The organism is Yoonia sp. (genome assembly GCF_017854565.1).
GTDB lineage: Bacteria > Pseudomonadota > Alphaproteobacteria > Rhodobacterales > Rhodobacteraceae > Yoonia.
This window is the reverse complement of sequence record NZ_JAFMHJ010000008.1, coordinates 60,818-84,588: the sequence shown is the minus strand read 5'-3', so window position 1 is coordinate 84,588 and position 23,771 is coordinate 60,818. Positions and strand designations below refer to the sequence as shown.

Annotated in this window: 22 protein-coding genes and 1 tRNA gene; 16 read left to right on the top strand and 7 right to left on the bottom strand. The window is 59.0% G+C overall.

Annotated elements, in window-relative coordinates; all coding sequences use genetic code 11:
* Positions 1-10: 10 nt before the first annotated feature.
* From soxB to hemA, 6 genes are all read left to right on the top strand, one after another.
* Positions 11-1,714: a thiosulfohydrolase SoxB gene (gene soxB / locus QZ196_RS05520; protein WP_296424742.1), complete on the top strand. Its 1,704-nt coding sequence runs from the start codon at positions 11-13 to the stop codon at positions 1,712-1,714.
* A gap of 22 nt (positions 1,715-1,736) precedes the next feature.
* A complete protein-coding gene (soxC, locus tag QZ196_RS05515; protein ID WP_296424739.1) occupies positions 1,737-3,002 on the top strand; it encodes a sulfite dehydrogenase in 1,266 nt (421 codons plus the stop codon).
* Complete coding sequence (locus tag QZ196_RS05510; RefSeq protein ID WP_296424737.1) at positions 2,986-3,999, top strand: c-type cytochrome; 1,014 nt, start codon at positions 2,986-2,988, stop codon at positions 3,997-3,999. Before soxC ends, QZ196_RS05510 begins: the two co-directional genes overlap by 17 nt.
* A 31-nt stretch (positions 4,000-4,030) precedes the next feature.
* Positions 4,031-4,480, top strand: coding sequence for a hypothetical protein (locus QZ196_RS05505; RefSeq protein WP_296424736.1), 450 nt, complete (start codon positions 4,031-4,033; stop codon positions 4,478-4,480).
* A gap of 61 nt (positions 4,481-4,541) precedes the next feature.
* Positions 4,542-4,970, top strand: coding sequence for a DUF302 domain-containing protein (locus tag QZ196_RS05500; protein ID WP_296424734.1), 429 nt, complete (start codon positions 4,542-4,544; stop codon positions 4,968-4,970).
* Positions 4,971-4,978: 8 nt separating this feature from the next.
* Positions 4,979-6,202, top strand: a complete 1,224-nt coding sequence (hemA, locus tag QZ196_RS05495) for a 5-aminolevulinate synthase (RefSeq protein ID WP_296424732.1) — start codon at positions 4,979-4,981, stop codon at positions 6,200-6,202.
* Between the two features lie 6 nt (positions 6,203-6,208).
* Here the strand turns inward: hemA and QZ196_RS05490 are convergent, their stop codons facing one another.
* A complete protein-coding gene (locus QZ196_RS05490) occupies positions 6,209-7,126 on the bottom strand; it encodes an MBL fold metallo-hydrolase (RefSeq protein WP_296424730.1) in 918 nt (305 codons plus the stop codon).
* A gap of 171 nt (positions 7,127-7,297) precedes the next feature.
* Between QZ196_RS05490 and QZ196_RS05485 the strand changes: the two genes are divergently transcribed.
* The 5 genes from QZ196_RS05485 to QZ196_RS05465 are packed head-to-tail and all read left to right on the top strand — an operon-like array spanning position 7,298 to position 13,221.
* Positions 7,298-8,326: a BMP family ABC transporter substrate-binding protein gene (locus QZ196_RS05485; RefSeq protein WP_296424728.1), complete on the top strand. Its 1,029-nt coding sequence runs from the start codon at positions 7,298-7,300 to the stop codon at positions 8,324-8,326.
* Positions 8,327-8,347: 21 nt separating this feature from the next.
* The gene (locus QZ196_RS05480; protein ID WP_296424726.1) at positions 8,348-9,853 is read left to right on the top strand and encodes an ABC transporter ATP-binding protein; all 1,506 of its coding nucleotides are present in this window, start codon (positions 8,348-8,350) and stop codon (positions 9,851-9,853) included.
* The gene (locus QZ196_RS05475; RefSeq protein WP_296424723.1) at positions 9,850-10,971 is read left to right on the top strand and encodes an ABC transporter permease; all 1,122 of its coding nucleotides are present in this window, start codon (positions 9,850-9,852) and stop codon (positions 10,969-10,971) included. Before QZ196_RS05480 ends, QZ196_RS05475 begins: the two co-directional genes overlap by 4 nt.
* Positions 10,968-12,221 carry an ABC transporter permease gene (locus QZ196_RS05470; protein ID WP_296424721.1) on the top strand — a complete coding sequence of 418 codons (1,254 nt, stop codon included), beginning with the start codon at positions 10,968-10,970 and terminating at the stop codon, positions 12,219-12,221. The genes QZ196_RS05475 and QZ196_RS05470 overlap by 4 nt, the downstream gene beginning before the upstream one ends.
* On the top strand, positions 12,208-13,221 hold the full coding sequence (locus QZ196_RS05465) for a hypothetical protein (protein WP_296424718.1): 1,014 nt from the start codon (positions 12,208-12,210) through the stop codon (positions 13,219-13,221). Before QZ196_RS05470 ends, QZ196_RS05465 begins: the two co-directional genes overlap by 14 nt.
* Positions 13,222-13,230: 9 nt before the next feature.
* Here the strand turns inward: QZ196_RS05465 and prs are convergent, their stop codons facing one another.
* Complete coding sequence (gene prs, locus QZ196_RS05460) at positions 13,231-14,172, bottom strand: ribose-phosphate diphosphokinase (RefSeq protein ID WP_296424716.1); 942 nt, start codon at positions 14,170-14,172, stop codon at positions 13,231-13,233.
* Positions 14,172-14,849: a phosphoribosyltransferase family protein gene (locus QZ196_RS05455; RefSeq protein WP_296424714.1), complete on the bottom strand. Its 678-nt coding sequence runs from the start codon at positions 14,847-14,849 to the stop codon at positions 14,172-14,174. Before QZ196_RS05455 ends, prs begins: the two co-directional genes overlap by 1 nt.
* A gap of 118 nt (positions 14,850-14,967) precedes the next feature.
* On the opposite strand from QZ196_RS05455, the gene QZ196_RS05450 reads away from it, so the two are divergent.
* Positions 14,968-15,915 carry a 1-phosphofructokinase family hexose kinase gene (locus QZ196_RS05450; protein ID WP_296424712.1) on the top strand — a complete coding sequence of 316 codons (948 nt, stop codon included), beginning with the start codon at positions 14,968-14,970 and terminating at the stop codon, positions 15,913-15,915.
* A 70-nt stretch (positions 15,916-15,985) separates the two neighbouring features.
* Here QZ196_RS05450 and QZ196_RS05445 read toward each other — a convergent pair whose 3' ends face one another.
* From QZ196_RS05445 to QZ196_RS05435, 3 genes are all read right to left on the bottom strand, one after another.
* The gene (locus QZ196_RS05445) at positions 15,986-16,957 is read right to left on the bottom strand and encodes a hypothetical protein (protein WP_296424710.1); all 972 of its coding nucleotides are present in this window, start codon (positions 16,955-16,957) and stop codon (positions 15,986-15,988) included.
* A gap of 128 nt (positions 16,958-17,085) precedes the next feature.
* Positions 17,086-18,621 carry a phosphate ABC transporter substrate-binding/OmpA family protein gene (locus tag QZ196_RS05440; protein ID WP_296424708.1) on the bottom strand — a complete coding sequence of 512 codons (1,536 nt, stop codon included), beginning with the start codon at positions 18,619-18,621 and terminating at the stop codon, positions 17,086-17,088.
* A gap of 899 nt (positions 18,622-19,520) precedes the next feature.
* Positions 19,521-19,596, bottom strand: a tRNA-Lys gene (locus QZ196_RS05435).
* Positions 19,597-19,691: 95 nt separating this feature from the next.
* On the opposite strand from QZ196_RS05435, the gene dapF reads away from it, so the two are divergent.
* From dapF to QZ196_RS05415, 4 genes are read left to right on the top strand one after another with little or no spacing between them, the layout of a single operon-like run.
* A complete protein-coding gene (gene dapF, locus QZ196_RS05430) occupies positions 19,692-20,507 on the top strand; it encodes a diaminopimelate epimerase (protein ID WP_296424706.1) in 816 nt (271 codons plus the stop codon).
* The gene (gene mtaB, locus QZ196_RS05425; RefSeq protein ID WP_296424705.1) at positions 20,507-21,766 is read left to right on the top strand and encodes a tRNA (N(6)-L-threonylcarbamoyladenosine(37)-C(2))-methylthiotransferase MtaB; all 1,260 of its coding nucleotides are present in this window, start codon (positions 20,507-20,509) and stop codon (positions 21,764-21,766) included. The genes dapF and mtaB overlap by 1 nt, the downstream gene beginning before the upstream one ends.
* A gap of 44 nt (positions 21,767-21,810) precedes the next feature.
* A complete protein-coding gene (locus tag QZ196_RS05420; RefSeq protein ID WP_296424703.1) occupies positions 21,811-22,455 on the top strand; it encodes a glutathione S-transferase in 645 nt (214 codons plus the stop codon).
* 11 nt (positions 22,456-22,466) lie between these two features.
* The gene (locus QZ196_RS05415) at positions 22,467-23,066 is read left to right on the top strand and encodes a glutathione S-transferase (protein ID WP_296424701.1); all 600 of its coding nucleotides are present in this window, start codon (positions 22,467-22,469) and stop codon (positions 23,064-23,066) included.
* A gap of 3 nt (positions 23,067-23,069) precedes the next feature.
* Here the strand turns inward: QZ196_RS05415 and QZ196_RS05410 are convergent, their stop codons facing one another.
* Positions 23,070-23,717 (bottom strand): outer membrane beta-barrel protein, encoded by a 648-nt coding sequence (locus tag QZ196_RS05410; RefSeq protein WP_296424699.1) that lies wholly within the window; start codon positions 23,715-23,717, stop codon positions 23,070-23,072.
* Positions 23,718-23,771 lie beyond the last annotated feature (54 nt).

Here is a 23,771-nt window from a genome sequence, read left to right as displayed (position 1 = left end):
GGATAAAGCAATGATTTCTCGTCGGGACTTTCTTCAGGCCAGCATGGCTGCTTCTGCGATTGTCGGCGCGTCGGGTTTTGGCAACTGGGGCCGTTTGGCGGCGCAGCAACTGCTGACGCAAGATGATCTGATGCAGTTTGACACGTTCGGGAATGTGTCGCTGATCCATGTCACCGACATTCACGCGCAGCTAAAGCCGATCTGGTTCCGCGAGCCGGAAATCAACATCGGTGTGGGCGGCAACAAGGGTGAGGTGCCCCATGTCACCGGCGCCGATTTTCGCAGGCTTTACGGAATCGAAGACGGCAGCGCGTCGCACTATGCGCTGACCCATGATGATTTTGTCGCCCTTGGGCGGACATACGGCCAGATGGGCGGATTGGACCGGGTCGCGACAGTGATCAACAATATCCGCGCCGCGCGCCCCGATGCGTTGCTGCTGGATGGCGGCGACACGTGGCACGGGTCCTATACCTGTCTGAAAACCCAAGGTCAGGACATGGTGAACGTCATGAACCTGCTGAAACCTGATGCGATGACGTTCCACTGGGAATTTACGCTGGGGTCTGACCGGGTGCGCGAAATTGTGGGCGATCTGCCATTTGCGGCGATGGGCCAGAATATTTATGACGCGGAATGGGATGAGCCGGCGGAAGATTTCCTGCCGTACAAGTTCTATGAAACGGGCGGCGTCAAGGTTGCCGTGATCGGGCAGGCCTTTCCCTATATGCCGATTGCGAACCCCGGCTGGATGTTCCCAGAGTATTCCTTTGGTATCCGCGACCAGCACATGCAGGAAATGGTGGATGAAGTGCGCGGGCTGGGTGCCGAATTGGTGGTTTGCCTGTCGCATAACGGCTTTGACGTGGACAAGAAGATGGCGAGCCGTGTGACCGGGATCGACGTGATCCTGTCGGGCCATACCCATGATGCGCTGCCTGAACCTGTGTTGGTGGGCGATACGATCATTGTCGCATCCGGGTCGAATGGCAAGTTCGTCAGCCGCATTGATCTGAATGTGCGCGACGGTCAGATGATGGGCTTCCGTCATAAGCTGATCCCGATCTTTTCGGATGTGATCACCCCCGATCCAGAGGTGGCCGCCGCCATTGATGCGGAACGTGCGCCGTTCCTTTCCGAATTGACCGAGGTGATCGGCAAGACGGCCGATGACACCCTGCTTTATCGGCGCGGCAATTTTAACGGCTCTTGGGATGATCTGATCTGTGAGGCCCTGATCGAAGAGCGCGAGGCGGATATCGCCATGTCGCCCGGTGTGCGCTGGGGGCCGTCGATCATGCCCGGTCAGGATATCACCCGCGAGGATATCTATAATGTGACATCCATGACCTATGGCAAGGCGTACCGGACCGAAATGACGGGTGAATTCATTCACACCATCATGGAAGACGTGGGCGACAACCTGTTCAACCCCGATCCCTATTATCAGCAGGGCGGCGACATGGTGCGCGTGGGCGGCATGGGATACCGGATTGATATCAATCAACCGATTGGCAGCCGGATATCCGATCTTACGCTTCTCAAGACTGGTGAGGCGATTGACCCGGCCAAGACTTATGTCGTGGCGGGGTGGGCTTCGGTGAACGAAAACACGGAAGGCCCGCAGATTTGGGATGTGGTGGAAAGCCACATCAGGAAAAAGGGCACCGTTGCAGTCGCGCCCAACACATCCGTGCAGGTCATTGGTGCCTGATTCAAGAAAAGAAGGAAGATAGATGAGCAAGATCTTCAAAGGTACAAAGCCTTCGCGCCGCAGCTTTTTGCGCGGTGCATTGGCTGGTGGTGGCGCGTTGGCTGGTGGTGCAGCCTGGGCCGATGCCGATCCCGCAATCGTGGAAAAGCAACCGTGGAACCAGTACCTAGGTGATGGCGTTGATGCCCGCCCTTATGGGGTGCCGTCCAAGTTCGAAGAACATGTGCGCCGTCAGGATGTACCGTGGCTGACCGCCGATCCGATCAGTTCGGTGAACTTTACGCCGCTGCACGAATTGGACGGGATTATCACGCCCAATGGTCTGTGCTTCGAACGGCACCATGCCGGTATCGCCGAGGTGGACCCGGCACAGCATCGGCTGATGATCAACGGTCTGGTCGATCGCCCGTTGGTCTTTACCATGCAGGACCTGATGCGGTTTCCGCGCGAAAACCACGTTTATTTTCTGGAATGTGCCGCCAATTCGGGCATGGAGTGGGCGGGCGCGCAGTTAAATGGCTGCCAGTTTACCCACGGTATGATCCATAACGTCATGTACACCGGCGTGCCGCTGCGCCTGTTGCTGGCCGAGGCCGGGGTCAAGACCGAGGGCAAGTGGATCATGGTCGAAGGTGCGGATGCATCTGGCATGAACCGATCCATTCCGATGGAAAAGGCGCTGGACGACTGCATGATCGCGTTCAAGATGAACGGCGAGGCGCTGCGCCCCGAGCAAGGGTATCCTGTCCGTCTTGTCGTGCCGGGTTGGGAAGGCAACATGTGGGTCAAATGGATCCGCCGGATCGAAGTCGGCGATAAGCCGTGGCATGCCCGCGAAGAGACATCGAAATACACTGACTTGCTGCCCGACGGACAGGCGCGCCGCTTTACCTGGGAGATGGATGCGAAATCTGTGATCACCAATCCCAGCCCGCAAGCGCCGATCACCCATGGCCCCGGCCACACGGTTCTGACCGGGGTGGCGTGGTCGGGGCGCGGCACGATCCCGCGTGTGGATGTGACGTTGGACGGGGGCATCAATTGGCAGCCCGCCCGCATGTCCGGCCCATCGTTTGATAAATCAATGCACCGTTTCTATTTTGACTTCGACTGGGACGGCAAACCGCTGTTGTTGCAAAGCCGGGCGCATGACAGCACCGGATATGTGCAACCGACCAAGGATCAGCTGCGCGCGATCCGTGGCGAAAACAGCATTTACCACAACAATGGCATTCAGACTTGGGCCGTGAACGAACAAGGGGTGGCTGAAAATGTCGAGATTTCTTAGGGTTTCAGTGATCGCCGCGATCGGTTTTGGTCAGGGGGCCGTGGCGCAAGACACGCTTGGGCTTGGCCGCGACGCGCTGCCCGAAGAGGTTGCTGCGTGGGATATTGATGTGCGGCCCGATGGGCTTGGCCTGCCTGTGGGCAGTGGCGATGTTTATACCGGCGAGGAAGTGTTTGTCGCGAAATGCGCATCTTGCCACGGTGATTTCGGCGAGGCCGTGGGCCGCTGGCCGGTTCTGGCGGGCGGGCAAGGCAGCCTGCAAAACCGCGATCCGGTCAAGACCATCGGATCGTATTGGCCGTATCTGTCGACCGTCTATGACTATGTGAACCGCGCGATGCCATTTGGCGAATCGCAGTCGCTGGAGCCAGATGAGATTTACGCGATCACCGCCTATCTTTTGTATCTCAACGACATGGTCGATGAAGATTTCACGTTGGACAACGAAAACTTCACCGAGATCGAAATGCCGAACGCCGGGAATTTCTTTATGGATGACCGGGCCGAGGTCGAAATGCCGATCTTTTCGGCAGAGGCCTGCATGGCCAACTGCAAGGACAGCGTTGAGATCACGATGCATGCCAGCGTTCTGGATGTGACGCCGCAGACCCAAGACGATGACGCCGCCCCCGCCGCAGAACCGACCCCGGTCGAAGAAGCCGTTGCGACCGTTGATCCTGCGTTGATTGCTGCCGGCGAAAGCGTTTTCCGCCAGTGCAAAGCCTGCCATCAGGTCGGCGATGGCGCGACAAACCGCACCGGGCCACAGTTGAACGATCTGGTTGGTCGGACGATTGGCGGCATTGACGGCTTCCGGTATTCGCGCGGATTTGCCGATGCGGCAGAAGCGGGCGACGTTTGGAACGACGAAAATCTGGCCGCTTTTCTGGCCAACCCGCGCGATGCGATGCCGGGCACCAAAATGTCATTCCGTGGCTTGGGGGACGCAGAGGATATCGCGGCCGTGCTTGCCTATATCAGCCAGTTTTCAGAGTAAAACCGCAAGAACCACGTCACAGGAGGCCAATATGCTACGCACGATCCGCACATTTGTACTGGGGGCGCTTGTCCTTCTTGGCTCTGTCGTCGGGGTGGCCGCGCAGGATGATGGCGTGCATCATCTTGCCTTGCAGATCAGCGACAATGATCCGCAAAAGATGAACGCGTTGCTGAATGTGGCGGCGAATGTGGCGACATATTATTCGGGCATCGGCGAAGAGGTAGAGATCCGCATCGTCGCCTTTAATGCCGGGTTGCATATGCTGCGCGGTGATACGTCGCCCGTGCTGGACCGCTTGAACGCGTTTGGTCAGTCGATGCCGAATGTCAGTTTTGCCGCCTGCGGCAACACGATTGACGCGATGGCCAAGCGTGAGGGGATTGAAATTCCCATTGTCGCGAATGCCGCGCGGGTGCCTGCCGGTGTGGTCGAGTTGATGACTCTGGACGAAGCGGGATGGACGATCATCCGGCCTTGATCCGGATCAAGTTGCAGGTCCCGAAACAAGTTAAGGTAGACCGATGAAAAGGGAGATGACCATGAACAAGTTACTGACCTTGGCGGCGTTTATGATTGCCGGAACTGCCGCTGCACAGGACGCTGTCACCGTCCCGTTTGATGGCAGTTTCGATGACGCAACGTTTGCTGTCGAAAACGCGATTATCGGGCGTGGTCTGGTGATTGACTATGTCAGCCATGTCGGTGAGATGCTGAACCGGACTGGCGCCGATGTGGGCAGTGATGTGACCCTGTTTGAGGCGGCGGATGTTTTCTTGTTTTGCTCGGCCCAAGTGTCGCGCGCCGTGATGGAGGCCGATCCGATGAATATCGCGCATTGTCCCTACGGAATTTTCGTCGCTGAACGGGAGGGCGTTGTGCAAATCGGGCATCGCATCTATCCGGACGGCCCCATGCAACAGGTGCAAACACTGCTGGACGATATCGTTCAGGACGCCATCGGCAACTAAGGGCGACCATGAATTATAACGATTTCTTTGAGGCCGCGTTGTCGCAATTGCAAGGCGACGGCAACTATCGTGTGTTTGCTGATCTGGAGCGGCATCGCGGCGCGTTTCCGCAAGCCACCAATCGGATGGACGGTCAGGCGCGTGAAGTGACGATCTGGTGTTCGAATGATTATCTTGGCATGGGTCAGAACGCTGATGTGATCGCTGCGATGCATGCGGCGCTTGATCAGGTTGGTGCCGGTGCTGGCGGGACGCGCAACATTTCCGGCACGACGCATCACCATGTGATGTTAGAGGCGGAATTGGCCGATCTGCATGGCAAGGAGGCGGCGTTGCTGTTCACGTCCGGCTATGTCTCGAATTGGGCTGCGCTGGGCACATTGGCCGCGAAAATCCCCAATTGCCTTGTGCTGTCGGACGCGCTGAACCATGCCAGCATGATCGAAGGCATCCGCCATTCAAAGGCCGAACGCCAGATTTGGCGCCATAATGATCTGGTCCATCTGGAAGCATTGCTTGCCGCGCAACCGCTGGAGCGGCCCAAGCTGATTGCCTTTGAAAGCGTCTATTCGATGGATGGCGATATCGCCCCGATTGCCGAAATTTGCGATCTGGCCGAGCGGTATAATGCGATGACGTATCTGGACGAAGTGCATGGCGTCGGTCTTTATGGTCCCCGTGGTGGTGGCATTGCGGAACGCGAAGGGTTGATGCACCGCCTGACCGTGATCGAGGGGACGTTGGGCAAGGCGTTTGGCGTTGTCGGCGGCTATATCGCGGCCAGTGTCGCGCTGTGCGATTTCGTGCGGTCCTTTGCCAGTGGTTTTATCTTTACGACGGCGCTGCCGCCTGCGGTTGCCGCGGGGGCGACTGCGTCGATCCGGCACCTCAAGGCGAGCCGTGCCGAGCGTGAATTGCAAAAGCAAAAGGTGGCCGAGGTCCGTGCGCGGCTTGACGCGATCGGGATTCCACACATCGACAATGACAGCCACATCATTCCGGTCATGGTAGGCGATCCGGTAAAGTGCAAATACCTGTCGGATATTCTGATGGCGGACTACGGCATCTACATCCAGCCGATCAATTATCCAACGGTCCCGAAAGGAACAGAGCGGCTGCGGATCACGCCGTCGCCCGTTCATTCCGCCGGTGATATTGATCGTCTGATTGGCGCGCTTGAGACCCTGTGGGCGCAATGTCAGTTGGCGCGGCTGCCGATGGCGGCGCAATAGCGCGGCCTAGTCGGGCGCGAATACATAGCCGTCATCGCGCTTTTCAGCGCGGCCAATGCCGGGATACGGCAGGTGGAAGCCGATGATATGCATCTGCGCCGATGCGACCTGATCCAGCAGGCTTGTCCGGGCCGCCGCGCCCATGTCACCATCCTGATCCGATCCTGAATGCCATGCGGGGCGTTCAAACGCGACGTGGTGGTTGGCGATGCAGTCGCCAAGGATCATCATCTCTTGGCTGCCTTGCGCGAGGTGCAGCGCCATGTGCCCCGGTGTGTGGCCAAAGCACGCGCGAGCGGCGATGCCGGGCAGTATTTCCGCGCCATCGCCAAAGAAGGTCATGTTGTCGGCGATGACATCCAAGCGGCGTTTTGCGCCGACCGCAAAGGCGATGCGCCCGGGGTCAATTGTATCGACCGTGTTGGAGTTCGTCCAATAGTCCCATTCGGTTTGGCCCATCATGTAGGTCGCATTGGGAAACGTCAGATCGTCGAAATCGTCCAGCACGCCCCACAGGTGATCAGGGTGGGCATGAGTAAACACCACATGGGTCACGTCTGCGGGGTCAACATCAACGGCGGACAGCGCATCAAGCAGCTTGCCCGCAGTTGGCATGAATTCGGACCCTGCGCCGGCATCCATCAGCATCACGCGATCACCAGCGCGGATCAGCGTGACGTTGCAGTCAGGCATGAACTGATCACCGCCCACATTGTACTTTTCCAGGATTGTCGCCAATTCCGCCGCAGGCAGATCATCGGGCAGGGTCATGCTGCGCGGCAGGACCAGATGACCGTCGCTTAGCGTGTCGATGGTCATGTTGCCCATCGTGACAGAAGTGTTCGCCCAGACCATGCGCGGTGCAAGCGCACCTGCAATCAAGGCGGTGGTGGCATTGGTAATAAGGCGGCGGCGCGTGATCATGATCGTCCTCCCTGACATTCGACATTTTGAATATGAGGCGTTTCGAGCGATCCTGCAAGACCTGTCGGGGCACAAGGCGCTCTGGCCCACGCTGAATTGATCTTGCTCAATCGGCAGATACGGCGAGTGATTAGCCTTGGCAAGACCGCTGGGCGGTAATTGGGGGGAACCATGTCATATTTCACAGCACAGATCAGACACATTGGCGCCATGGCTGCCGTTCTTCTGGCGACAACCAGCATGGCGTCGGCCTTTACCGCCTGTCAGGTGACAGATACCGGCGGCATTGATGACAACAGCTTTAACCAGACCGCCTGGAAGGGTGTCGAGGATGCGATGGCTGACTTTGGCATCGAAGGCCGATATCTGGAATCGCAGGCCGAGACGGATTACGAGGCCAATATAAACGCACTGATCGACGGTGATTGCGGTGTGATCATCACGGTGGGGTTTCTTTTGGGCGACGCGACCAAAACGGCGGCAGAGGCAAACCCGGACCAGAAGTTTTCCATCGTCGATTTCGCCTATGATCCGACGATCCCGAATATCCTGGGGCAGGTCTATGCGACGGACGAGGCGGCATTTCTGGCCGGTTATCTGGCCGCTGGCGTGTCGCAGACCAAAATCCTGGGCGTGTTCGGTGGGATCAACATCCCGCCTGTGACCATCTTTATGGACGGATTTTCACGCGGTGTGGATTATTACAATGCGGCCAAGGGCGCATCGGTCGTTGTATTGGGTTGGGACCCGGACACCCGCGAGGGGCTGTTTACCAACAACTTTGAATCGCTTGATGATGGGCGGGCCTATGCGCAAAATCTGTATGACGAGGGCGCGGATATCGTGCTGCCGGTTGCGGGGCCTGTCGGATTAGGCTCGGCTGCATTGGCGGACGAACTGGGCCCGGACCGACTGAAGATCATCGGCGTTGATGCCGATCTGTATCTTACGGACCCCGAAAAGGGGCATGTCTATCTGACGTCGATCACCAAACGCATGGATGCGACGGTACGCGGCGTGATCGAGATGGCGATGAATGACCAGTTTGAAGGCGGGGTTCTTGTGGGTTCGCTGAAAAATGGCGGCGTCGATCTGGCACCGTTTCATGACATGGAAGATATCGTGCCAGACGACCTGAAAGCAGAGCTGGATGCCCTTCGCGCGGGCATCATTGATGGCTCGATCAGCGTCAGACCCTGAAGCGATCAGGGGACAGAACCGATGGAAATTACGCTGCGCGGCATCACCAAACGCTTTGGCCCGGTCATCGCAAACGAAGATGTGAACCTGACGATCCGCGCGGGCGAGGTGCTGGGCCTGCTGGGTGAAAACGGGGCCGGGAAATCCACGCTGATGAATGTGCTTTGCGGGCTGTATAGTCCGACTGCCGGTGAAATCGCGATTGACGGACGCCCGGTGACATTCAGCGGCCCCGGTGATGCGATCCGCGCGGGGATCGGCATGGTGCATCAGCATTTCATGCTGGTCCCTGTCTTTACGGTGACTGAAAATGTGGTCTTGGGGGTCGAGCCAACGGGCCGATTCGATCATCTTGATCTGCCGACCGCCCGTGCGCAGGTCCGCGACATCAACGATAAATATGGGCTGCGCGTGGACCCCGATGCGTTGATCGAAACGCTGCCCGTGGGGGTGCAGCAACGGGTCGAGATCATCAAGGTCCTGTTCCGCTCTGCCGATGTTCTGATTTTGGACGAGCCGACGGCCGTTCTGACCCCGCAAGAGGTCGATGAGTTCTTCGAGATCGTCAAATCGCTGCGCGACGCGGGCAAGGCGCTGGTTTTCATCACGCATAAGCTGAACGAAATTCTGGAAATCGCCGACCGGATCAGCGTTATTCGCAGTGGCCGCATTGTCGGGGGCGGTCTGCCCAAGGATCTGACCCGGCCTGCGTTGGCCGAAATGATGGTCGGCAGACCGATCAGCTTTGATGTGATCAAACAGCCGTTTGCGCCGGGGCCGGTATTGCTTGAAACCTGCGACCTGACGGTGCTGCGTGACACCGATGAGGTGGCGCTGGATCACCTGAACCTCAAGGTGCGCAGCGGTGAAATTGTGGGGATCGCCGGTGTGCAGGGCAACGGCCAATCCGCGCTGATCGAGGCGCTGATGGGGTTGCGGCACGTCGCCCATGGGCGGGTGATGTTCGCGGGGCGTGATATCACCGGAACCTCGGTCCGGAAGCGGCATCGTTTGGGCATCGCCCACATCCCGGAGGATCGCCAGACCGCGGGTTTGATCAAGAATTTCACCGTCGCGGAAAACATGGTGCTGGACACCTATTATGATGCGCGTTTTTCGCGTGGCGTGCTGGTCGATTGGGCCGCGGTCAACAAAACGGCGGCAAAGCTGGTGCGCGATTTCGATATCCGCACGCCATCCGTGTTTGAAGCAGCCGGTCATCTGTCCGGCGGCAATCAGCAAAAGCTTGTCGTGGCGCGCGAGCTGTCGCGCGAGACGATGCTGGTGATCGCAGGTCAGCCGACCCGTGGTCTTGATGTGGGATCAATCGAGTACATCCACAAACGTCTGATCGCGGCGCGCGACGAAGGCGATGGGGTGCTGATCGTGTCGTCCGAACTGGATGAGATCATGGCCTTGTCCGACCGGATTTTGGTGATGTTCAAAGGTCAGATCGTGGCCGAATACGAAGCTGGCTCCGTTGACAAGGCGGTGATCGGTTTGGCAATGGCGGGGGCTGCGGCATGACCGATACGACCATGACCGATCTGATGAAGGCCAAAGTGATTGGTCGCACCGAGATCGAAGATCTGGTGGTGGTGCCGCTTTTTGCGGTGATCATGGCGTTGCTGCTGGGTGCGCTGACCATGCTGGCGACGAATGTCGATCTGGCGACGATCGGGGCGTCCTATGTGGCGTTGCTGAAGGGGTCAGTCGGGTCGCTGAACGCGGTGTCCGAGACACTGACGGCGGCGGCGCCATTGGTGCTGGCCGGTCTTGGTCTGGCGCTGGGCTTTCGTGCGGGGTTGTTCAACATAGGGGCCGAAGGGCAGGTGCTGATGGGCGGCATGGCTGCGGTTGTCACCGGCTTTAGCTTTGCGTCCCTGCCTGCCGTCATCTTGTTGCCGATGTCGCTGTTGGCGGGGGCATTGGCAGGTGCGCTTTATGCGTCAATCGCCGGGTGGCTGCGGGCGGCGACGGGCGCACACGAAGTGATTTCCACGATCATGCTGAACCTGATTTCCTATCGCCTGCTGGATTACATGCTGCGGTTGCCGTTCATTCAAAAGGAAGGTCGCGCCGATCCGATTTCGAAATCCGTGCCCGATGCGGCAGAACTGCCCCGCTTGCTCGGCTTTCTGGACCCCAACCTGCGGGTGCATGCCGGTATATTTCTGGTGCTGATCGCGGTGGTCGTCGTCTACTGGGTTCTGTTCCGGTCCAAGCTGGGGTTCGAGTTTCGCGCAAGTGGCGAAAACGCCGAGGCGGCACGGTTCGCGGGTATCCATTCCGGTGTCATTATCGTGGCGGCGATGGCGACGGCAGGTGCATTGGCCGGGCTTGCCGGGGCCAATCAGGTGCTGGGCGTGCTGGGGCGCGCGACGCCGGGGTTTTCGGCGGGCATTGGTTTTGATGCGATTGCGGTTGCTTTGCTGGGACGGTCGCACCCGGTGGGCGTGCTGTTTGCCGGGCTTTTGTTCGGCGCGCTAAAGGCGGGCGGGCGTCAGATGCAGGTTGACGCGGGCGTGTCCATTGATCTGATCGGGATTATCCAAGCGCTGATCATTGTGTTTATCGCGGCCCCACTTTTGGTGCGCGCTCTCTTTCCGTGGGGCTTTCGCCATGCCAAGGGCGGACCGTCATGACAGTGATGACAACGCCAAGGATTGACAGCGGCAAGCGGCGTCATGCGCGTGTGACGGGCGCCATTCTTTTGGGGTTGGCGGTCTTGACGGCGGTTGTGTTTGGGCCGGATGCGTCGGGCAATGCGACCTTTCGTTTGTCGCGGCCAACTGACGTCTGGCCGGTGCCGGATCTTGTCGTGTCGGGCGGGCCGTTTATCTATGTCGCCGCGACGGTGCTTGCGTTTCTGGGCGTGCGGCAGTTCTTGCACGGCGGCGCGAAATGGACGTCGCTGTCGCTGGGCGTCGGGCTGGCGATTGCTGTGCTGGCGTTTCTGGTCTGGGCGACGACCGGCAAGGCGTTTTCGCTGACGGGCATGTTGCAGGCCACGATGGTGCGCGCGGTGCCCATTGCGCTGGGCGGTCTGGCGGGCGTGCTGTCGGAACGGGTTGCTGTCGTGAATATCGCGATCGAGGGGATGCTATTAGCAGGCGCGTTTACCGGGGCGCTGGTTGGGTCGCTTGTGGGTGGTGTCGGCGGGCTGGCGGCGGCCGTCGCGGTGGGGGGCGTTTTCGGTTTCATCCTTGCCGCGCTTGTTGTGACCTATCGGATGGATCAAATTATTGCCGGCGTGGTGATCAACCTGTTCGTGCTGGGCCTTACGTCTTATGTCAGTTCGCAGGTGTTTCAGCAGTATCGGTTCCTGAATAATGCCCCCGTTTTCCGCGCGGTCAAAATCCCGATATTGGGGGATATTCCGGTGATTGGCCCGATGGTTTTTCACCAGAATATCTTTGTTTATGGCGCACTGATCATGGTCGGGGCGGCAACGTACTATCTGTTTCACACCCGCCTTGGGCTGCGTGCGCGTGCCGTGGGTGAACACCCGAGGGCGGCGGATACACTGGGGATCAATGTATATCGCACGCGGTATGTCAACGTTACTTTGGCGGGTATGGTCGCGGGTTTTGGCGGCGCGTGGTTTACGCTTGGGTCCGTCGGGCGCTTTGATGAAGGGATGACCGGCGGGCGCGGGTTTATCGGCCTTGCCGCCATGATATTCGGGCGGTGGCACCCTGTGGGTGCGTTGGCCGCCGCATTGGTGTTTGGCTTTGCGGATTCGCTGCAGCAAAAGCTGGCCCTGCTGCAAACCCCGATCCCGTCAGAGTTTCTGGCAATGGCGCCCTATGTCGCGACGATCATCGTGGTGGCCGGGCTGGTGGGGCGCGCCCGCCCTCCTGCCGCCGATGGAAAGCCCTATGTCAAAGAGTGAGGCCGACACGATGCACACACGCATTGCCACCGTGTTGCAGCGGCAATGCGGCGGCGCGCCGATCATGATGATGGAGACCAGCAAATCCTGGATATTTTTGACACCAGATGAGGTGTACAAGCTCAAGAAATCTGTGCGCGATGAGTTGCAGGACCTGACGCCCCTGCGTGCCCGACATGACAATACCCTGACCGAGATTGACCTGAATCGCCGCCTTGCGCCGCAGGTCTATCTGGGCGCGGTCCGTGTTGTTGAAGGGCTGGATGGTGCGTTGGCCATTGGCCAGTCGGGCACGACCGTGGACTGGTTGCTGCATATGCGGCGCCTGCCCGCCAGCCGGATGCTGGACGTCATGATAGATGATCATCTGGCGACGCCAGAGATTTTGCACCCGTTGGTTGATAAGCTGGTGGATTTCCTTGTGCCGTTCTATCGCAATGCCCCGCAAACCAACCTGACCGCACAAGAGTTGCTGACGATCTTTTATGACCAACAAGTGATGAACCGCGGGATTATGCTCAATCCCGCGTTCGCGCAGTATCAGCCGCGCCTAAAAGCGGTTTTGCACGGCTTTGATCAATCGCTGGGGGCGTTCTTTACGCTGTTTTCGCGCCGGGTTGCGGCCGGTTGGATCAGGGAATGTCACGGTGATTTGCGCCCCGAACATATTTGCGCCGTGGACCCGCCAATCGTGTTTGACTGTCTGGAATTCAACCGCAACCTACGGATTGTCGATCCGCTCAGCGAGATCGCGTTTCTGGGCCTTGAGTGCGAGATTCAGGGTGCGACATGGATCAAACAACGGCTGATCCAAGGGGTGACAAAAGGGCTGTTGGATCGCGCGGACCCGGAATTGTTGCGGTATTACACCGTGATCCACGCGTTGTTGCGCATCCGGCTTTGCCTTGCGCATCTGCTGGTCCCGCAGCCGCGCAAGCCTGCAAAGTGGATACCGCTTAGCCTGCGATATCTGGAAATTGCCGAAGGCCTGATGGCCTAAGGCCGGGCGTTACGACATGCTGTCTCTGATCGTGTCGGCAAACAGTGCCGCCGTGCCGATGATTTCAAGGCGATCCGTTGCGCGTCCGTCGGGCAGGCGGAAGGGCGCGATGCTGTCGGTGACAAGCACCCTGTCGATCAGATCGCCGGCAAACAGCCGCTGTGGCTGGCCGGTGAACAACCCATGTGCCGCCAGCGCAAAGACCTTTGCGGCACCCGCGTCGCGGCAGGCCTGTGCGGCACCAAGCATGGTACTGCCAGAGGCAATGATATCGTCCACAATCACGACCGACCGACCGGCAAAATCCCCGGCAAGCGCACCCACGCTCATTACACCGCCGCTGCGCCTTTTTTCCATGAAGCCAAAGCCGATGGCTTGTCCCAGCCGTTCCTCCAGTGTTTCGCGAAAGAGCTGAGCGCGCTTTACGCCGCCGGGGTCGGGCGACAAAACCACCAGCGGGGCACCATCCGCACGCCATGCCACGGCATCCTGAAACGCCGCACCGACCTCAAGATGGGTGGTCTGGCAGCGAAACGCGTTTTGGAAGGCGGCAAGGTTGTGCACTTCGAACGTGATAATGTGGTCACAGCCTGCGGTTTCAAGCAGCTGTGCGACATAGCGCGTGGTGATCGGGTCCTGGGGTTTGGTGCGGCGGTCCTTGCGGGCATAGCAAAGATACGGAACCACCACGGTGATCCATGCAGCGCCGTGATCGCGCAGTGTCGCAATCAGGAACAGAAGGCGGCACAGTTTGTCATGCGCGCTCAGCCGGGGGCCGCTATGCAGGCTTTGGACGATGCACAGGTCATGTCCCTGCACCGGGGCGAGCGGGCGGATCTTGCCTTCGCCGTCTTCAAAGGTGCGCTGTTCCAGTTCCGACAGGGCCAGCCCCAGCTCATCGGCGATGCCGACAGCCAGATCGCGGCTTTCGTCCAGTGCAACGATCTGCATCACGGCTCTCCTGGGTTTGTTGTCCATTTGGCGCAGCGGCCCAAGGCCGCGACCACCTCGGCGTCCGTGGTTTGCGGGAAGTCGCGGTATGCGGCACCGACGGCGGTAAAGTATGGCGGCTGTTCAAGGCACACGGTCTGATCGGCAAGGCATGTCAGCGACGGCAGAACATCAGGGGGGGCGGTCGGCAGGGCCAGAATGACCTTTGCAACCCCACGCGACCGCAGCGCCAGCAGGCTGGCCCGCATTGTGGCCCCCGTCGCCACGCCGTCATCCACGACAACGGCGGTTTTTCCGCGAACGTCGGGTCGTTTGATAGCGCTCAGATATAGCTGCCTGCGTCTGTCGATTTCGGGCAGCAGGGCGCGGCCCATGGCGGACACTTCGGTTTCTGACAGTCCGGTTGCATGCATGATCCGGTGATTGATGGTGACATGTGGTTTGTCGCCATCCACGATCGCGCCCACGGCAAGTTCGGGCTGGCCCGGCACGCCGATCTTGCGCACAAAGACAAGATCAAGCGGCAGATGACGCGCTTTGCAGATCTGTTCCGCGACGGGAACACCCCCGCGCGGCAGGGCCAGCACGACGGTTTCGTGCGGGTCAAGCGGGGGCAAGGCGTGGGCCAAAAGGCGCCCGGCTTCCGCGCGGTCGGTAAATGTATATTGCGTGTTCATGTCTGCACCTCACTTGCCGATCAGGCTATCGGCTGGGTGGCGGGGCAAATTGATCCCCCTCAATCGCGGCGACCTGTGGTACTCTCGGGGGGTTGGTGATTAGGCCAAAGGGAACGTTATGCCTGCGATTTTGACGATCACGCTGAACCCCAGCATTGATTTTGCCACATCGGTGGCGCAGGTGAAGGCAGGGCCGAAACTGCGCTGCGCGGAGCCACGCATTGACCCGGGTGGTGGTGGCGTGAATGTTGCACGCGCAATCGCCCAGCTGGACGGGCAGAGCACCGCGTTGGTCGCGGTGGGTGGGCCGAATGGAACGGCGTTGCTGGCGTTGCTGGCGGCCGAAGGGATACCCACGCACCCTGTCCCGATCAAGGCGGAGACCCGGCAAAGCTTTGCCGTGACGGACACCGGCAATAATAAGCAATACCGCTTTGTCCTGCCTGGTCCGACGCTAAGCCCAGAGGAAACCAGCAGTATTCTTGACCATGCGTTCGCGGCGGTTAACCCCGGCGATTATGTCGTGCTAAGCGGCAGCCAACCGGGCGGTGTGCCCATTGATTTCCCCGCGCAGCTGTGTCGCCGCCTGACGCCCAAGACCGACCGGGTAATTCTGGATACGTCGGGTCCGGTGCTGGCCCATGTTATCGCACATCCGGCATCCGGGCTGCATGTCTTGCGAATAGACCAGAACGAGGCGCGCGACGCGGCGGGTAATCCGCTGTCGACGGCGCACGATTCGGTAGTGTTTGCGCGCGGGTTGGTGGCGCGGGGCGTCGCGCAGATTATCGTCACCGGGCGTGGCGCCGAAGGGTCGATCATGGTCTCGGAAGACCAGCATATATTCTGTCATGCGCCCAAAGTGCCCGTTGTCAGCAAGATTGGCGCGGGCGATGCGTTTGTCGGCGCACTGACGCTGCATATGGCGCGAGGCTGTTCGCCTGAACATGCCCTGCGATGGGCGGTTGCGGCCGCCAGTGCCACGATCACCACGGAAGGTACGGCGCTTTGCACCTTGTCGGACGTCAGGCGGTTGCTGCCCGAATGTGTGACGACGGTGGCGTAATCCGTGCCCATAGGGCGTGTGATTTTCCGTGTCTTTCACATTCGCGCAGACAATGCCGTGGCGCGGCGTCTTAGAACGCGCCAGCGATGATACCCGCCAGGCACGACGACCGGATCAGGTCCGGGTTGGACGGCGCGCGGCCTCTGACCACATCTTGAAGGGCGGTGACAGCCCGGTCCGATGTGATGTAGGTTTCGGTCGAAATAGCGGTTTCGGCCGGTGAGCGGACCGACATCAGCGTTTCGTAGCCACCGATGATTTCGAAGGTCTGGATCATGCACTGATAGTCGACGTCGCTTTCTGGACAGGCGCCGCACATGCGGTCGACAACGGCCATCCGTGGGTCCACTCTGGCGACTTCCGAAAGGTTGGAATTCAACGTGATCAAATCCGACGTGGGGGGCAGTTGTTTGCCTTTCCCAAGCATGACCGTCACGAATTCATTGACATCGACGGAAAAGTTCGCGCTCAGCGAAAGCACACGCTCCAGTCGCTTTAGGGCCAGCAGGCCCGCCACCTTTTGGGGGTGGTCGTCGGCCAGAAACTTGCTGATGCTGATTGCCTTGTTGGGATCCGAAAAATAACCCCTGAGCCACACCAGAAAACCCGCGTCCGACAATCCGTAATCTTCCGAAGGCATCGACTGAACAAGGTCAAAGTGGCCGATGTTGATCGTGTGCCACAGCATGAATTCCGCCATCGCCGTTTCGGACTGCATTTGCAGGTTTAACGCGCTGTCGATCGGGTCCAGGTTCGCTTTGTACCAGAATAATGCCTCGCCCAGTGCCGCCAGATCGGGGTCGGACATGACCAGAAGCCAATTGTCCGTCGTTCCGTCAGGGTTTTTTGCACGCAATAACTCGGCCCGCTCGGCCCGCGTCATGCTAAGAAGATAGTCGGAAAATCCCCCCGGCAACGTGTCGCGGTCAACCTGACCCAGAACCAACTGTGCCGAGGTGTCACCGTTGACAGCGTCTTGTGCCAGTGTTTGGAGACTTGTTTCGTCGTTGCCCGTCAGCCAAAGGTTGATGGCGTCGGACATGGCAGCATCCTGGCTGTTGGCTGGACTTGCAAGCGCAAGGCAAGCAGCTGCCACTGTTGTTTTCATTTTCATTTTAAGAAATATCTCCGCGTTCTTCATTTCAATTTAATCCGAATGTCGGCGTAAGATTATGGTGAAACAGTGACAATATCGCGGAACCAGACTTCGACGCGCCGGTTGATGCGACGGCCATTGGCGGTCTCGTTACAGCTCAAAGGAGAGATTTCTCCGAAGCCCAATGCGCGGATCGGCACGCCATCGAGGCTGCTTGCTGGTGCGGCGGCAACCAACGCCTGACGGACTTCGTCAGCGCGCTGCTGGCTCAACCCGATATTGGAGGCGCCGGCACCGACGGAATCAGTGAAGCCGATCAACAGCATCTCTTTGTTCTTGATGTCGCCCGTCGTCACCAGATTGGCCAGCCGCACGATATCGTCCTGCGCACGGGCATCAAGGGTGGCCGATCCCAATGCAAAGCGGAACGTGATTGATGTGCGATCCGATGCAATCAGCGCTTCGGACATCTGTTGAAGTTGCGCCAAGTCTACTTCGACGTCGGTTGGCATCACGGACGAAATGAACCGCAGCCCCTGTTCGTTATTGTTCTGATACGAAATGCCCAGATCAACGAAGCCAGCGTTCGACACGACGTCTTGTGCTTTGGCCGTGTCAAGAAACTTGATGAAGCGGCCCAATTGCGCAGGCACGTCATTGTTGCCGTTATAGGCATAAATCCGGCGGCTGAGCGGGTATTCTTCGGTCTTGATTGTGAACGGTGTTGCGGGAACCTGAATGCCGCAAACGCCACGGATCGCCAGAACCTTGGCGGCACCCGCGTCTGCCAGCCCGGTGATCCCAATGCCAAGAGGGTCCGCTGCAACAGCAGAGGCGACCGCAGCGTCTGTTTCAACGAACCGCGCGCCGGATGACAATGCAGCCCCGGCAGGCACCATCACAAGATCATTGAAAACGGCGGCGGTGCCGCTGTCCGGTGTGCGGAAATACAGGTTGATTGCCGCCGACGGCCCGCCGATCTCACTCCAGTTTGTGATCTTGCCGGCAAAGATACTAGCCAGGTTTTCTTCGGAAATTGCGCGTATGGGGTTTGTCTGTGATGTAATCGCGACCAGACCGTCCAACGCAAAGATTTTTTCCTGCAAGGCGGATGTTGGATCGCCAAGGCCCGCGCCAGCAAAAAGCGCCACTTCGTCGGCGGTGACAGACCGCGTCGCGACCGCAAGTTTCGCATCGCCCGCAACGACACTGGCAATCCCCAGTTTCGACCCGACGGGATCAAGGGTGATCTGGGCCAGATCGCGCTCGGCCTCATCCTGAATCTGGATTGTGGGGCGGCGTGCATCACCCGCCAAAGTCGCGGCACCGCCGCCAATGTCAGAGCTGAATTCAAATATCAGGTCCGAGAACACCCTGCCGACCAGCTTGGACGAACCGGCGATTGTGAATGCCTCTGATGCGACGTCGATCGTCGGGCAGGCAGCGCCTGAACAGGTCACCTGAAATCCGTCAACCTGGAATTCGCCGACCAATGTGCGGATGGTGTAGGTTGCGCCATCATAAGAAACGAAATCACCCTTGAGGGTGTTTGAGCCATCAAGGCTTCGCAAGGTCACCTCTTCTGCAAAAGATGGGGCTGCCAGCGTCATGCCCAGGGAAAGTGCAAGTAGTCCCGCGCGAAAGCCCAACGTTCTCGTAATCATAATTAGTCGTCCCAATACTGTCAAACTCTCCTTTGGATTGTGATATTGCGATATCATTTCAACAATTTTAAAGGAGGGTTGCTACCTGTTACATTCGGGGTTCACGCAAACTGTCTGCCACCCCGTTTTTTCGTTCTTCGATAACCTTGATTTGATAGACCTTAAATCGCGCATTGCGCTCGGACAAGATTTATTTTACCATTGAAACAACGTTTTCGTGTAATACAACCCCTTATTTTCAAGGTCATCTCGGATCCCGTGACGATTTTTACGGGGCTGATATTGAAAATGGCTCAATTGGTAAGAAAGTCTAACCTGATTGGCTGTTCGCGGCTGATGTATGGGCTCGCTATTATCAGGCTTCCCCGGTTTTTGGCCGGTCAGTTTATTGCCTTGATTTCGACACGGCGTTTGGCGCAATTCGCATTCATAATGACGACCTATTGTTTCAATCCCACCAATTGACTCATTTTGGCTAAACAATAGTGTTGCAGATATGGCCACGCCTTTCGTATGGGGCAGTCACGATCAACGCCGCTGCCATCTCGGCGATTCCCGTGATGCCTGCAATGACGCGCGCCGCCTCAATACACGCGATCCGACTACATCCGCAAAAACTGGGCGTCTGAGCATGGATCAACGGCCTTTGTTTGTATTTCAAGCCCGGCACGCGACCCACGAGAGAGACTCTGGATTTTTCGCATGGGGCATCCCGATGCACCTGAATCGGCTACGCATTGCAAAGCAGCTACCCCGGAAGCGTCCTCACAGAGCTTCACGCAATCCATGCTACGCAATTTTGCACCACCACAAAGCGCTGCATATCTTGATATAAAACGTAAAAGTGGTGAGCCGGTCGGGATCCGAACCCGAGACCTACTGATTAAAAGTCAGTTGCTCTACCAACTGAGCTACCGGCCCACGTGATGGGCTACTTAGAAAGACACGAGCATAGGGTCAACCCCCAAATGCGGTCATCACTGGATAAGTCGCAATGCATTGTCTATATCGCCGCTATGGATGCACAAAAACACAGAATTCTGCCGTTCATGAAGATGCACGGGCTGGGCAATGACTTTGTTGTCGTTGACGAACGAGGTGTGATGCCGCGCGTCGAATCTGCTGTGGCGGTCGCCATCGCGGATCGGCATAGGGGTGTCGGCTTTGACCAGCTTGCCGTGATGTCCGACGCAACTGACGCCGATGTGCATCTGACCTTCTGGAACAGCGATGGCTCTCTCTCGGCGGCGTGCGGCAACGCGACCCGCTGCATTGCACGGTATGTTATGGATGAAACCGGGAAAACGGCGCTGACGATCACCACCGATCGCGGGACCCTATACGCGCAGGATGCGGGCAATCGCCTGACGGCTGTCAACATGGGCCAACCGCAGCTGCGGTGGGACGAAGTACCGCTATCGCACGAAATGGACACGCTGCACCTGCCGATTGCGGGCGCACCGACGGCCACTGGCATGGGCAACCCCCATTGCACATTCTTTGTGGATGACGCCACAACCGTCGATCTGGCCGCACGTGGCGCCGCGATGGAACATCATCCGCTTTACCCACAGCGCACCAACGTACAATTCGCCAGCCTGATCGGGCCGGACCATCTGCGGATGCGGGTCTGGGAGCGGGGGGTCGGCGTCACCCTCGCCTCGGGGTCGTCGTCCTGCGCCACAGCGGTGGCGGCCGCGCGGCGTGGCCTGACGGGCCGCGATGTGACGGTTGAACTGGACGGCGGAACGCTGCAAATCGCGTGGCGCGACGACGGTGTCTGGATGACGGGCCCGACAGCGCATGTATTCGACGGGCAGTGGCGGCTGTAATGGATCGCAAATCGCCGATATTCTCAAATCACGGCTGCCGCCTGAACGCCTATGAAACCGAGGCGATGAAGGAACTTGCCACCGCGTCGGGCGTCGAAAACGCGGTGATAGTGAATACCTGCGCCGTCACCGCCGAAGCAGTGCGCAAGGCCCGCCAAGACATCCGCAAACTGCGCCGCGACAACCCCACTGCAACGCTGATCGTCACCGGTTGTGCCGCCCAGACCGAACCTGATACCTTCGCCAACATGGCCGAGGTTGACGTGGTGCTTGGCAATACCGAAAAGATGAACCGGGCCACATGGGCGGGCATGGCCCCTGACCTGATCGGCAAGACCGAACCTGTGCAGGTCGATGACATCATGTCCGTCACCGAAACCGCCGGGCACCTGATCGACGGGTTTGGCACCCGCAGCCGCGCCTATGTTCAGGTCCAGAACGGTTGCGACCATCGGTGTACCTTCTGCATTATCCCGTTTGGGCGTGGCAATTCCCGCTCGGTCCCCGCAGGCGTTGTCGTCGACCAGATCAAGCGGCTTGTCGATACCGGCTATAACGAGGTGGTGCTGACAGGCGTCGACCTGACCAGTTGGGGCGCTGATCTGCCCGGCGCACCCAAGCTGGGCGATCTGGTGATGCGCATCCTGAAACTGGTGCCCGATCTGCCGCGCCTGCGGATCAGCTCAATTGATAGTATCGAGGTCGACGAAAACCTGCTCGCCGCCATCGCGACCGAGCCCCGCTTGATGCCCCACCTCCACCTGTCGCTGCAACATGGCGACGATATGATCCTGAAGCGGATGAAACGGCGGCACCTGCGCGACGACGCAATCCGCTTTACCCAAGAAGCCAGCAAACTACGGCCCGACATGACTTTCGGGGCCGACATCATCGCCGGGTTCCCAACCGAAACCGACGCGATGTTCGCCAATTCGCTGGCCCTTGTGCGTGATTGCAACCTGACCTGGCTGCACGTCTTTCCGTACTCGCCCCGGCCCGGAACGCCCGCGTCCCGGATGCCGCCGGTGCATGGCAAACTGATCAAATCCCGCGCGGCACAGCTGCGTGCCGCCGGTCAGGCTCAGGTCACCGCGCACCTCAAGGCGCAAATCGGCAAGACGCACGATATCCTGATGGAAAACCCGCGCATGGGCCGAACCGAGCAATTCACCGAAGTCACCTTTGCCAGCGATCAGCCCGAAAGCCAGATTGTCCGGGCTCGGATCACAGGCTTTGCAGATCAGACGCTCACCGCGTAAAGTTCTTCCGAGCTTAAATATCCCCGCCGGAGGCATCCAAACCCATGCCAACTCTTCCGATCTTGTGGTCCTTCAGGCGCTGCCCCTACGCGATGCGCGCGCGGCTGGCCATCCGTGCCAGCGGCCTGGCCGTGGAACTGCGCGAAATCCTGTTGCGCGACAAACCGGACATGTTTCTTGCCACATCACCCAAAGGCACCGTGCCCGTCTTGCACAGCGGCGACCGGATCATCGCCGAAAGCCGGGACATCATGCTTTGGGCCTTGCGCCAATGCGACCCCGAAGGCTGGCTTGATATGGCGCCCGAAGGGCACGCGCTGATTGACAGCTGTGACGGTCCGTTCAAGCGGGCGCTGGATCACACGAAATATGCTGTCCGCTATCCCCATCTGGACGTCGCGGCAGAGCGCGCAAAGGCGATGGAATTCCTGCAACACCTCGATGATCGTCTGACAGGTGCCCCGTTTCTGATGGGACCAACCCGTAGCCTTGCCGATATGGCGATCTTGCCCTTTGTGCGGCAGTTTGCGAATATCGACAGGGCGTGGTTTAATGCCCAACAGATGTCGCCCCTGACCCGCTGGCTCGATGCCTTTTTGGCGTCCGACCCGTTCGCGGCGGTCATGGTGAAATATGCACCTTGGCACGCCGACCAAGATCGGGTCTTGTTTCCGCAAACGACCCCATAAGGACCCCGGCCATGAGACTGCTTATCTCTCCCGCATCACCCTTTGTGCGCAAAGTACGCGTGTTGCTGCGTGAAACCGGCCTTTTGGACCAGGTCGAAGAGGTGAACGTGACCACGACGCCCCTTGCGTCCGATCCAACCGTTCTGGCGGTGAACCCCATCGGCAAGATACCCGCTTTGATGCGCGATGATGGCCCCGCACTTTACGACAGCCGGGTGATCACCCGGTTCCTGAACGAGGTCGCCGGTGCCGCGCTCTACCCGGAAGGTCAAATCTGGGATGTTCTGACGCTGGAAGCCACGGCAGATGGCATCATGGAAGCCGCCGTGCTGATGACCTACGAACTTCGCTTTCGCCCCGAGGCCCAGCAATCCGCCGCATGGACCGAAGCACAATGGGCCAAGGCCAGCCGCGCGGTCGCCGCGATCAATGACCGCTGGATGGGCCATCTGGCCGGACCGGTGAACATAGGGCAAATTTCCGTCGGCTGCGCGCTGTCTTACCTTGATCTGCGGCATGACCTGCGCAACTGGCGCGCAGGCAACGCGGATCTGGCAGCCTGGCACGCTGCATGGGTGCTGCGCGACAGCATGGTCGCGACGGCCACCTAGTTTTCAGAAATTAAAGCTGACGCCCAGATTGACGGCATTGGTGAAAACGTCGGTTTCAAGCGTGCCGCCGGTGTCAAGATCTGCGGTATTGGCAGAGTAAGTGCCTTTATATTCGCCAAAAACGGACCACCGATCATTGATCGGATATGTCGCGCCCGCGATCCACGTCGCCGCTGGCCCGGTCAGTTGATAGCCGAACGTTTCAGATGTGCCATTGGTCACCTCGACATGCGGTATCGCAATGCCCAGCCCGCCACCCACATAGGGTGTCATTTCCCCAAACGCCCCATCCCAGCGGCGGTAGGCGTTGATGGTCAACGTGTTCAGGCCATCGGTGAATTCCAGCACATCGTAACCCACAGGCAGCTCGCCATCCTTGGGGTAAATCTTGTTGTGTGAAAAATCGATCCCGTAGCCAAAGCTTTCGGTGCGCCAATTCGTGGCCCGGATGCCATAATATGGCGGCGCATCGAACGACCGGCCTTCCCAGTCCATCGAAAAATTATCATCGGAGATCTCGCTGTCACCGCGAATCGCCACGTCCGACGACGCCGCCGACTGAATGCCCCCATAAAAGCTAAGCTCTACTTCCGCCGTGGCAAAAGTAGGTACAGCAACAAGCATCGTGCAAACGGCGGCAGCGCGTATCATCAGAAATTGTCCCGAGTTCTGAGTGGTCAGGCCTTTTTGATAAAACACCGACGC

Excerpts from the sequence above, each read along its gene's own strand:
- QZ196_RS05420 (WP_296424703.1), top strand. The coding sequence starts at position 21,811 with ATGCCAACTCTTCCGATCTTGTGGTCCTTCAGGCGCTGCCCCTACGCG.
- soxB (WP_296424742.1), top strand. The coding sequence starts at position 11 with ATGATTTCTCGTCGGGACTTTCTTCAGGCCAGCATGGCTGCTTCTGCG.
- QZ196_RS05480 (WP_296424726.1), top strand. The coding sequence starts at position 8,348 with ATGGAAATTACGCTGCGCGGCATCACCAAACGCTTTGGCCCGGTCATC.
- dapF (WP_296424706.1), top strand. The coding sequence starts at position 19,692 with ATGGATGCACAAAAACACAGAATTCTGCCGTTCATGAAGATGCACGGG.
- QZ196_RS05490 (WP_296424730.1), bottom strand. The coding sequence starts at position 7,126 with ATGATCACGCGCCGCCGCCTTATTACCAATGCCACCACCGCCTTGATT.
- QZ196_RS05510 (WP_296424737.1), top strand. The coding sequence starts at position 2,986 with ATGTCGAGATTTCTTAGGGTTTCAGTGATCGCCGCGATCGGTTTTGGT.
- QZ196_RS05445 (WP_296424710.1), bottom strand. The coding sequence starts at position 16,957 with ATGTCCGACGCCATCAACCTTTGGCTGACGGGCAACGACGAAACAAGT.
- prs (WP_296424716.1), bottom strand. The coding sequence starts at position 14,172 with ATGCAGATCGTTGCACTGGACGAAAGCCGCGATCTGGCTGTCGGCATC.
- QZ196_RS05485 (WP_296424728.1), top strand. The coding sequence starts at position 7,298 with ATGTCATATTTCACAGCACAGATCAGACACATTGGCGCCATGGCTGCC.
- hemA (WP_296424732.1), top strand. The coding sequence starts at position 4,979 with ATGAATTATAACGATTTCTTTGAGGCCGCGTTGTCGCAATTGCAAGGC.
- QZ196_RS05415 (WP_296424701.1), top strand. The coding sequence starts at position 22,467 with ATGAGACTGCTTATCTCTCCCGCATCACCCTTTGTGCGCAAAGTACGC.
- QZ196_RS05450 (WP_296424712.1), top strand. The coding sequence starts at position 14,968 with ATGCCTGCGATTTTGACGATCACGCTGAACCCCAGCATTGATTTTGCC.
- QZ196_RS05500 (WP_296424734.1), top strand. The coding sequence starts at position 4,542 with ATGAACAAGTTACTGACCTTGGCGGCGTTTATGATTGCCGGAACTGCC.
- mtaB (WP_296424705.1), top strand. The coding sequence starts at position 20,507 with ATGGATCGCAAATCGCCGATATTCTCAAATCACGGCTGCCGCCTGAAC.
- QZ196_RS05410 (WP_296424699.1), bottom strand. The coding sequence starts at position 23,717 with ATGATACGCGCTGCCGCCGTTTGCACGATGCTTGTTGCTGTACCTACT.
- QZ196_RS05505 (WP_296424736.1), top strand. The coding sequence starts at position 4,031 with ATGCTACGCACGATCCGCACATTTGTACTGGGGGCGCTTGTCCTTCTT.
- QZ196_RS05455 (WP_296424714.1), bottom strand. The coding sequence starts at position 14,849 with ATGAACACGCAATATACATTTACCGACCGCGCGGAAGCCGGGCGCCTT.
- QZ196_RS05470 (WP_296424721.1), top strand. The coding sequence starts at position 10,968 with ATGACAGTGATGACAACGCCAAGGATTGACAGCGGCAAGCGGCGTCAT.
- QZ196_RS05465 (WP_296424718.1), top strand. The coding sequence starts at position 12,208 with ATGTCAAAGAGTGAGGCCGACACGATGCACACACGCATTGCCACCGTG.
- QZ196_RS05440 (WP_296424708.1), bottom strand. The coding sequence starts at position 18,621 with ATGACGCTGGCAGCCCCATCTTTTGCAGAAGAGGTGACCTTGCGAAGC.
- QZ196_RS05475 (WP_296424723.1), top strand. The coding sequence starts at position 9,850 with ATGACCGATACGACCATGACCGATCTGATGAAGGCCAAAGTGATTGGT.
- soxC (WP_296424739.1), top strand. The coding sequence starts at position 1,737 with ATGAGCAAGATCTTCAAAGGTACAAAGCCTTCGCGCCGCAGCTTTTTG.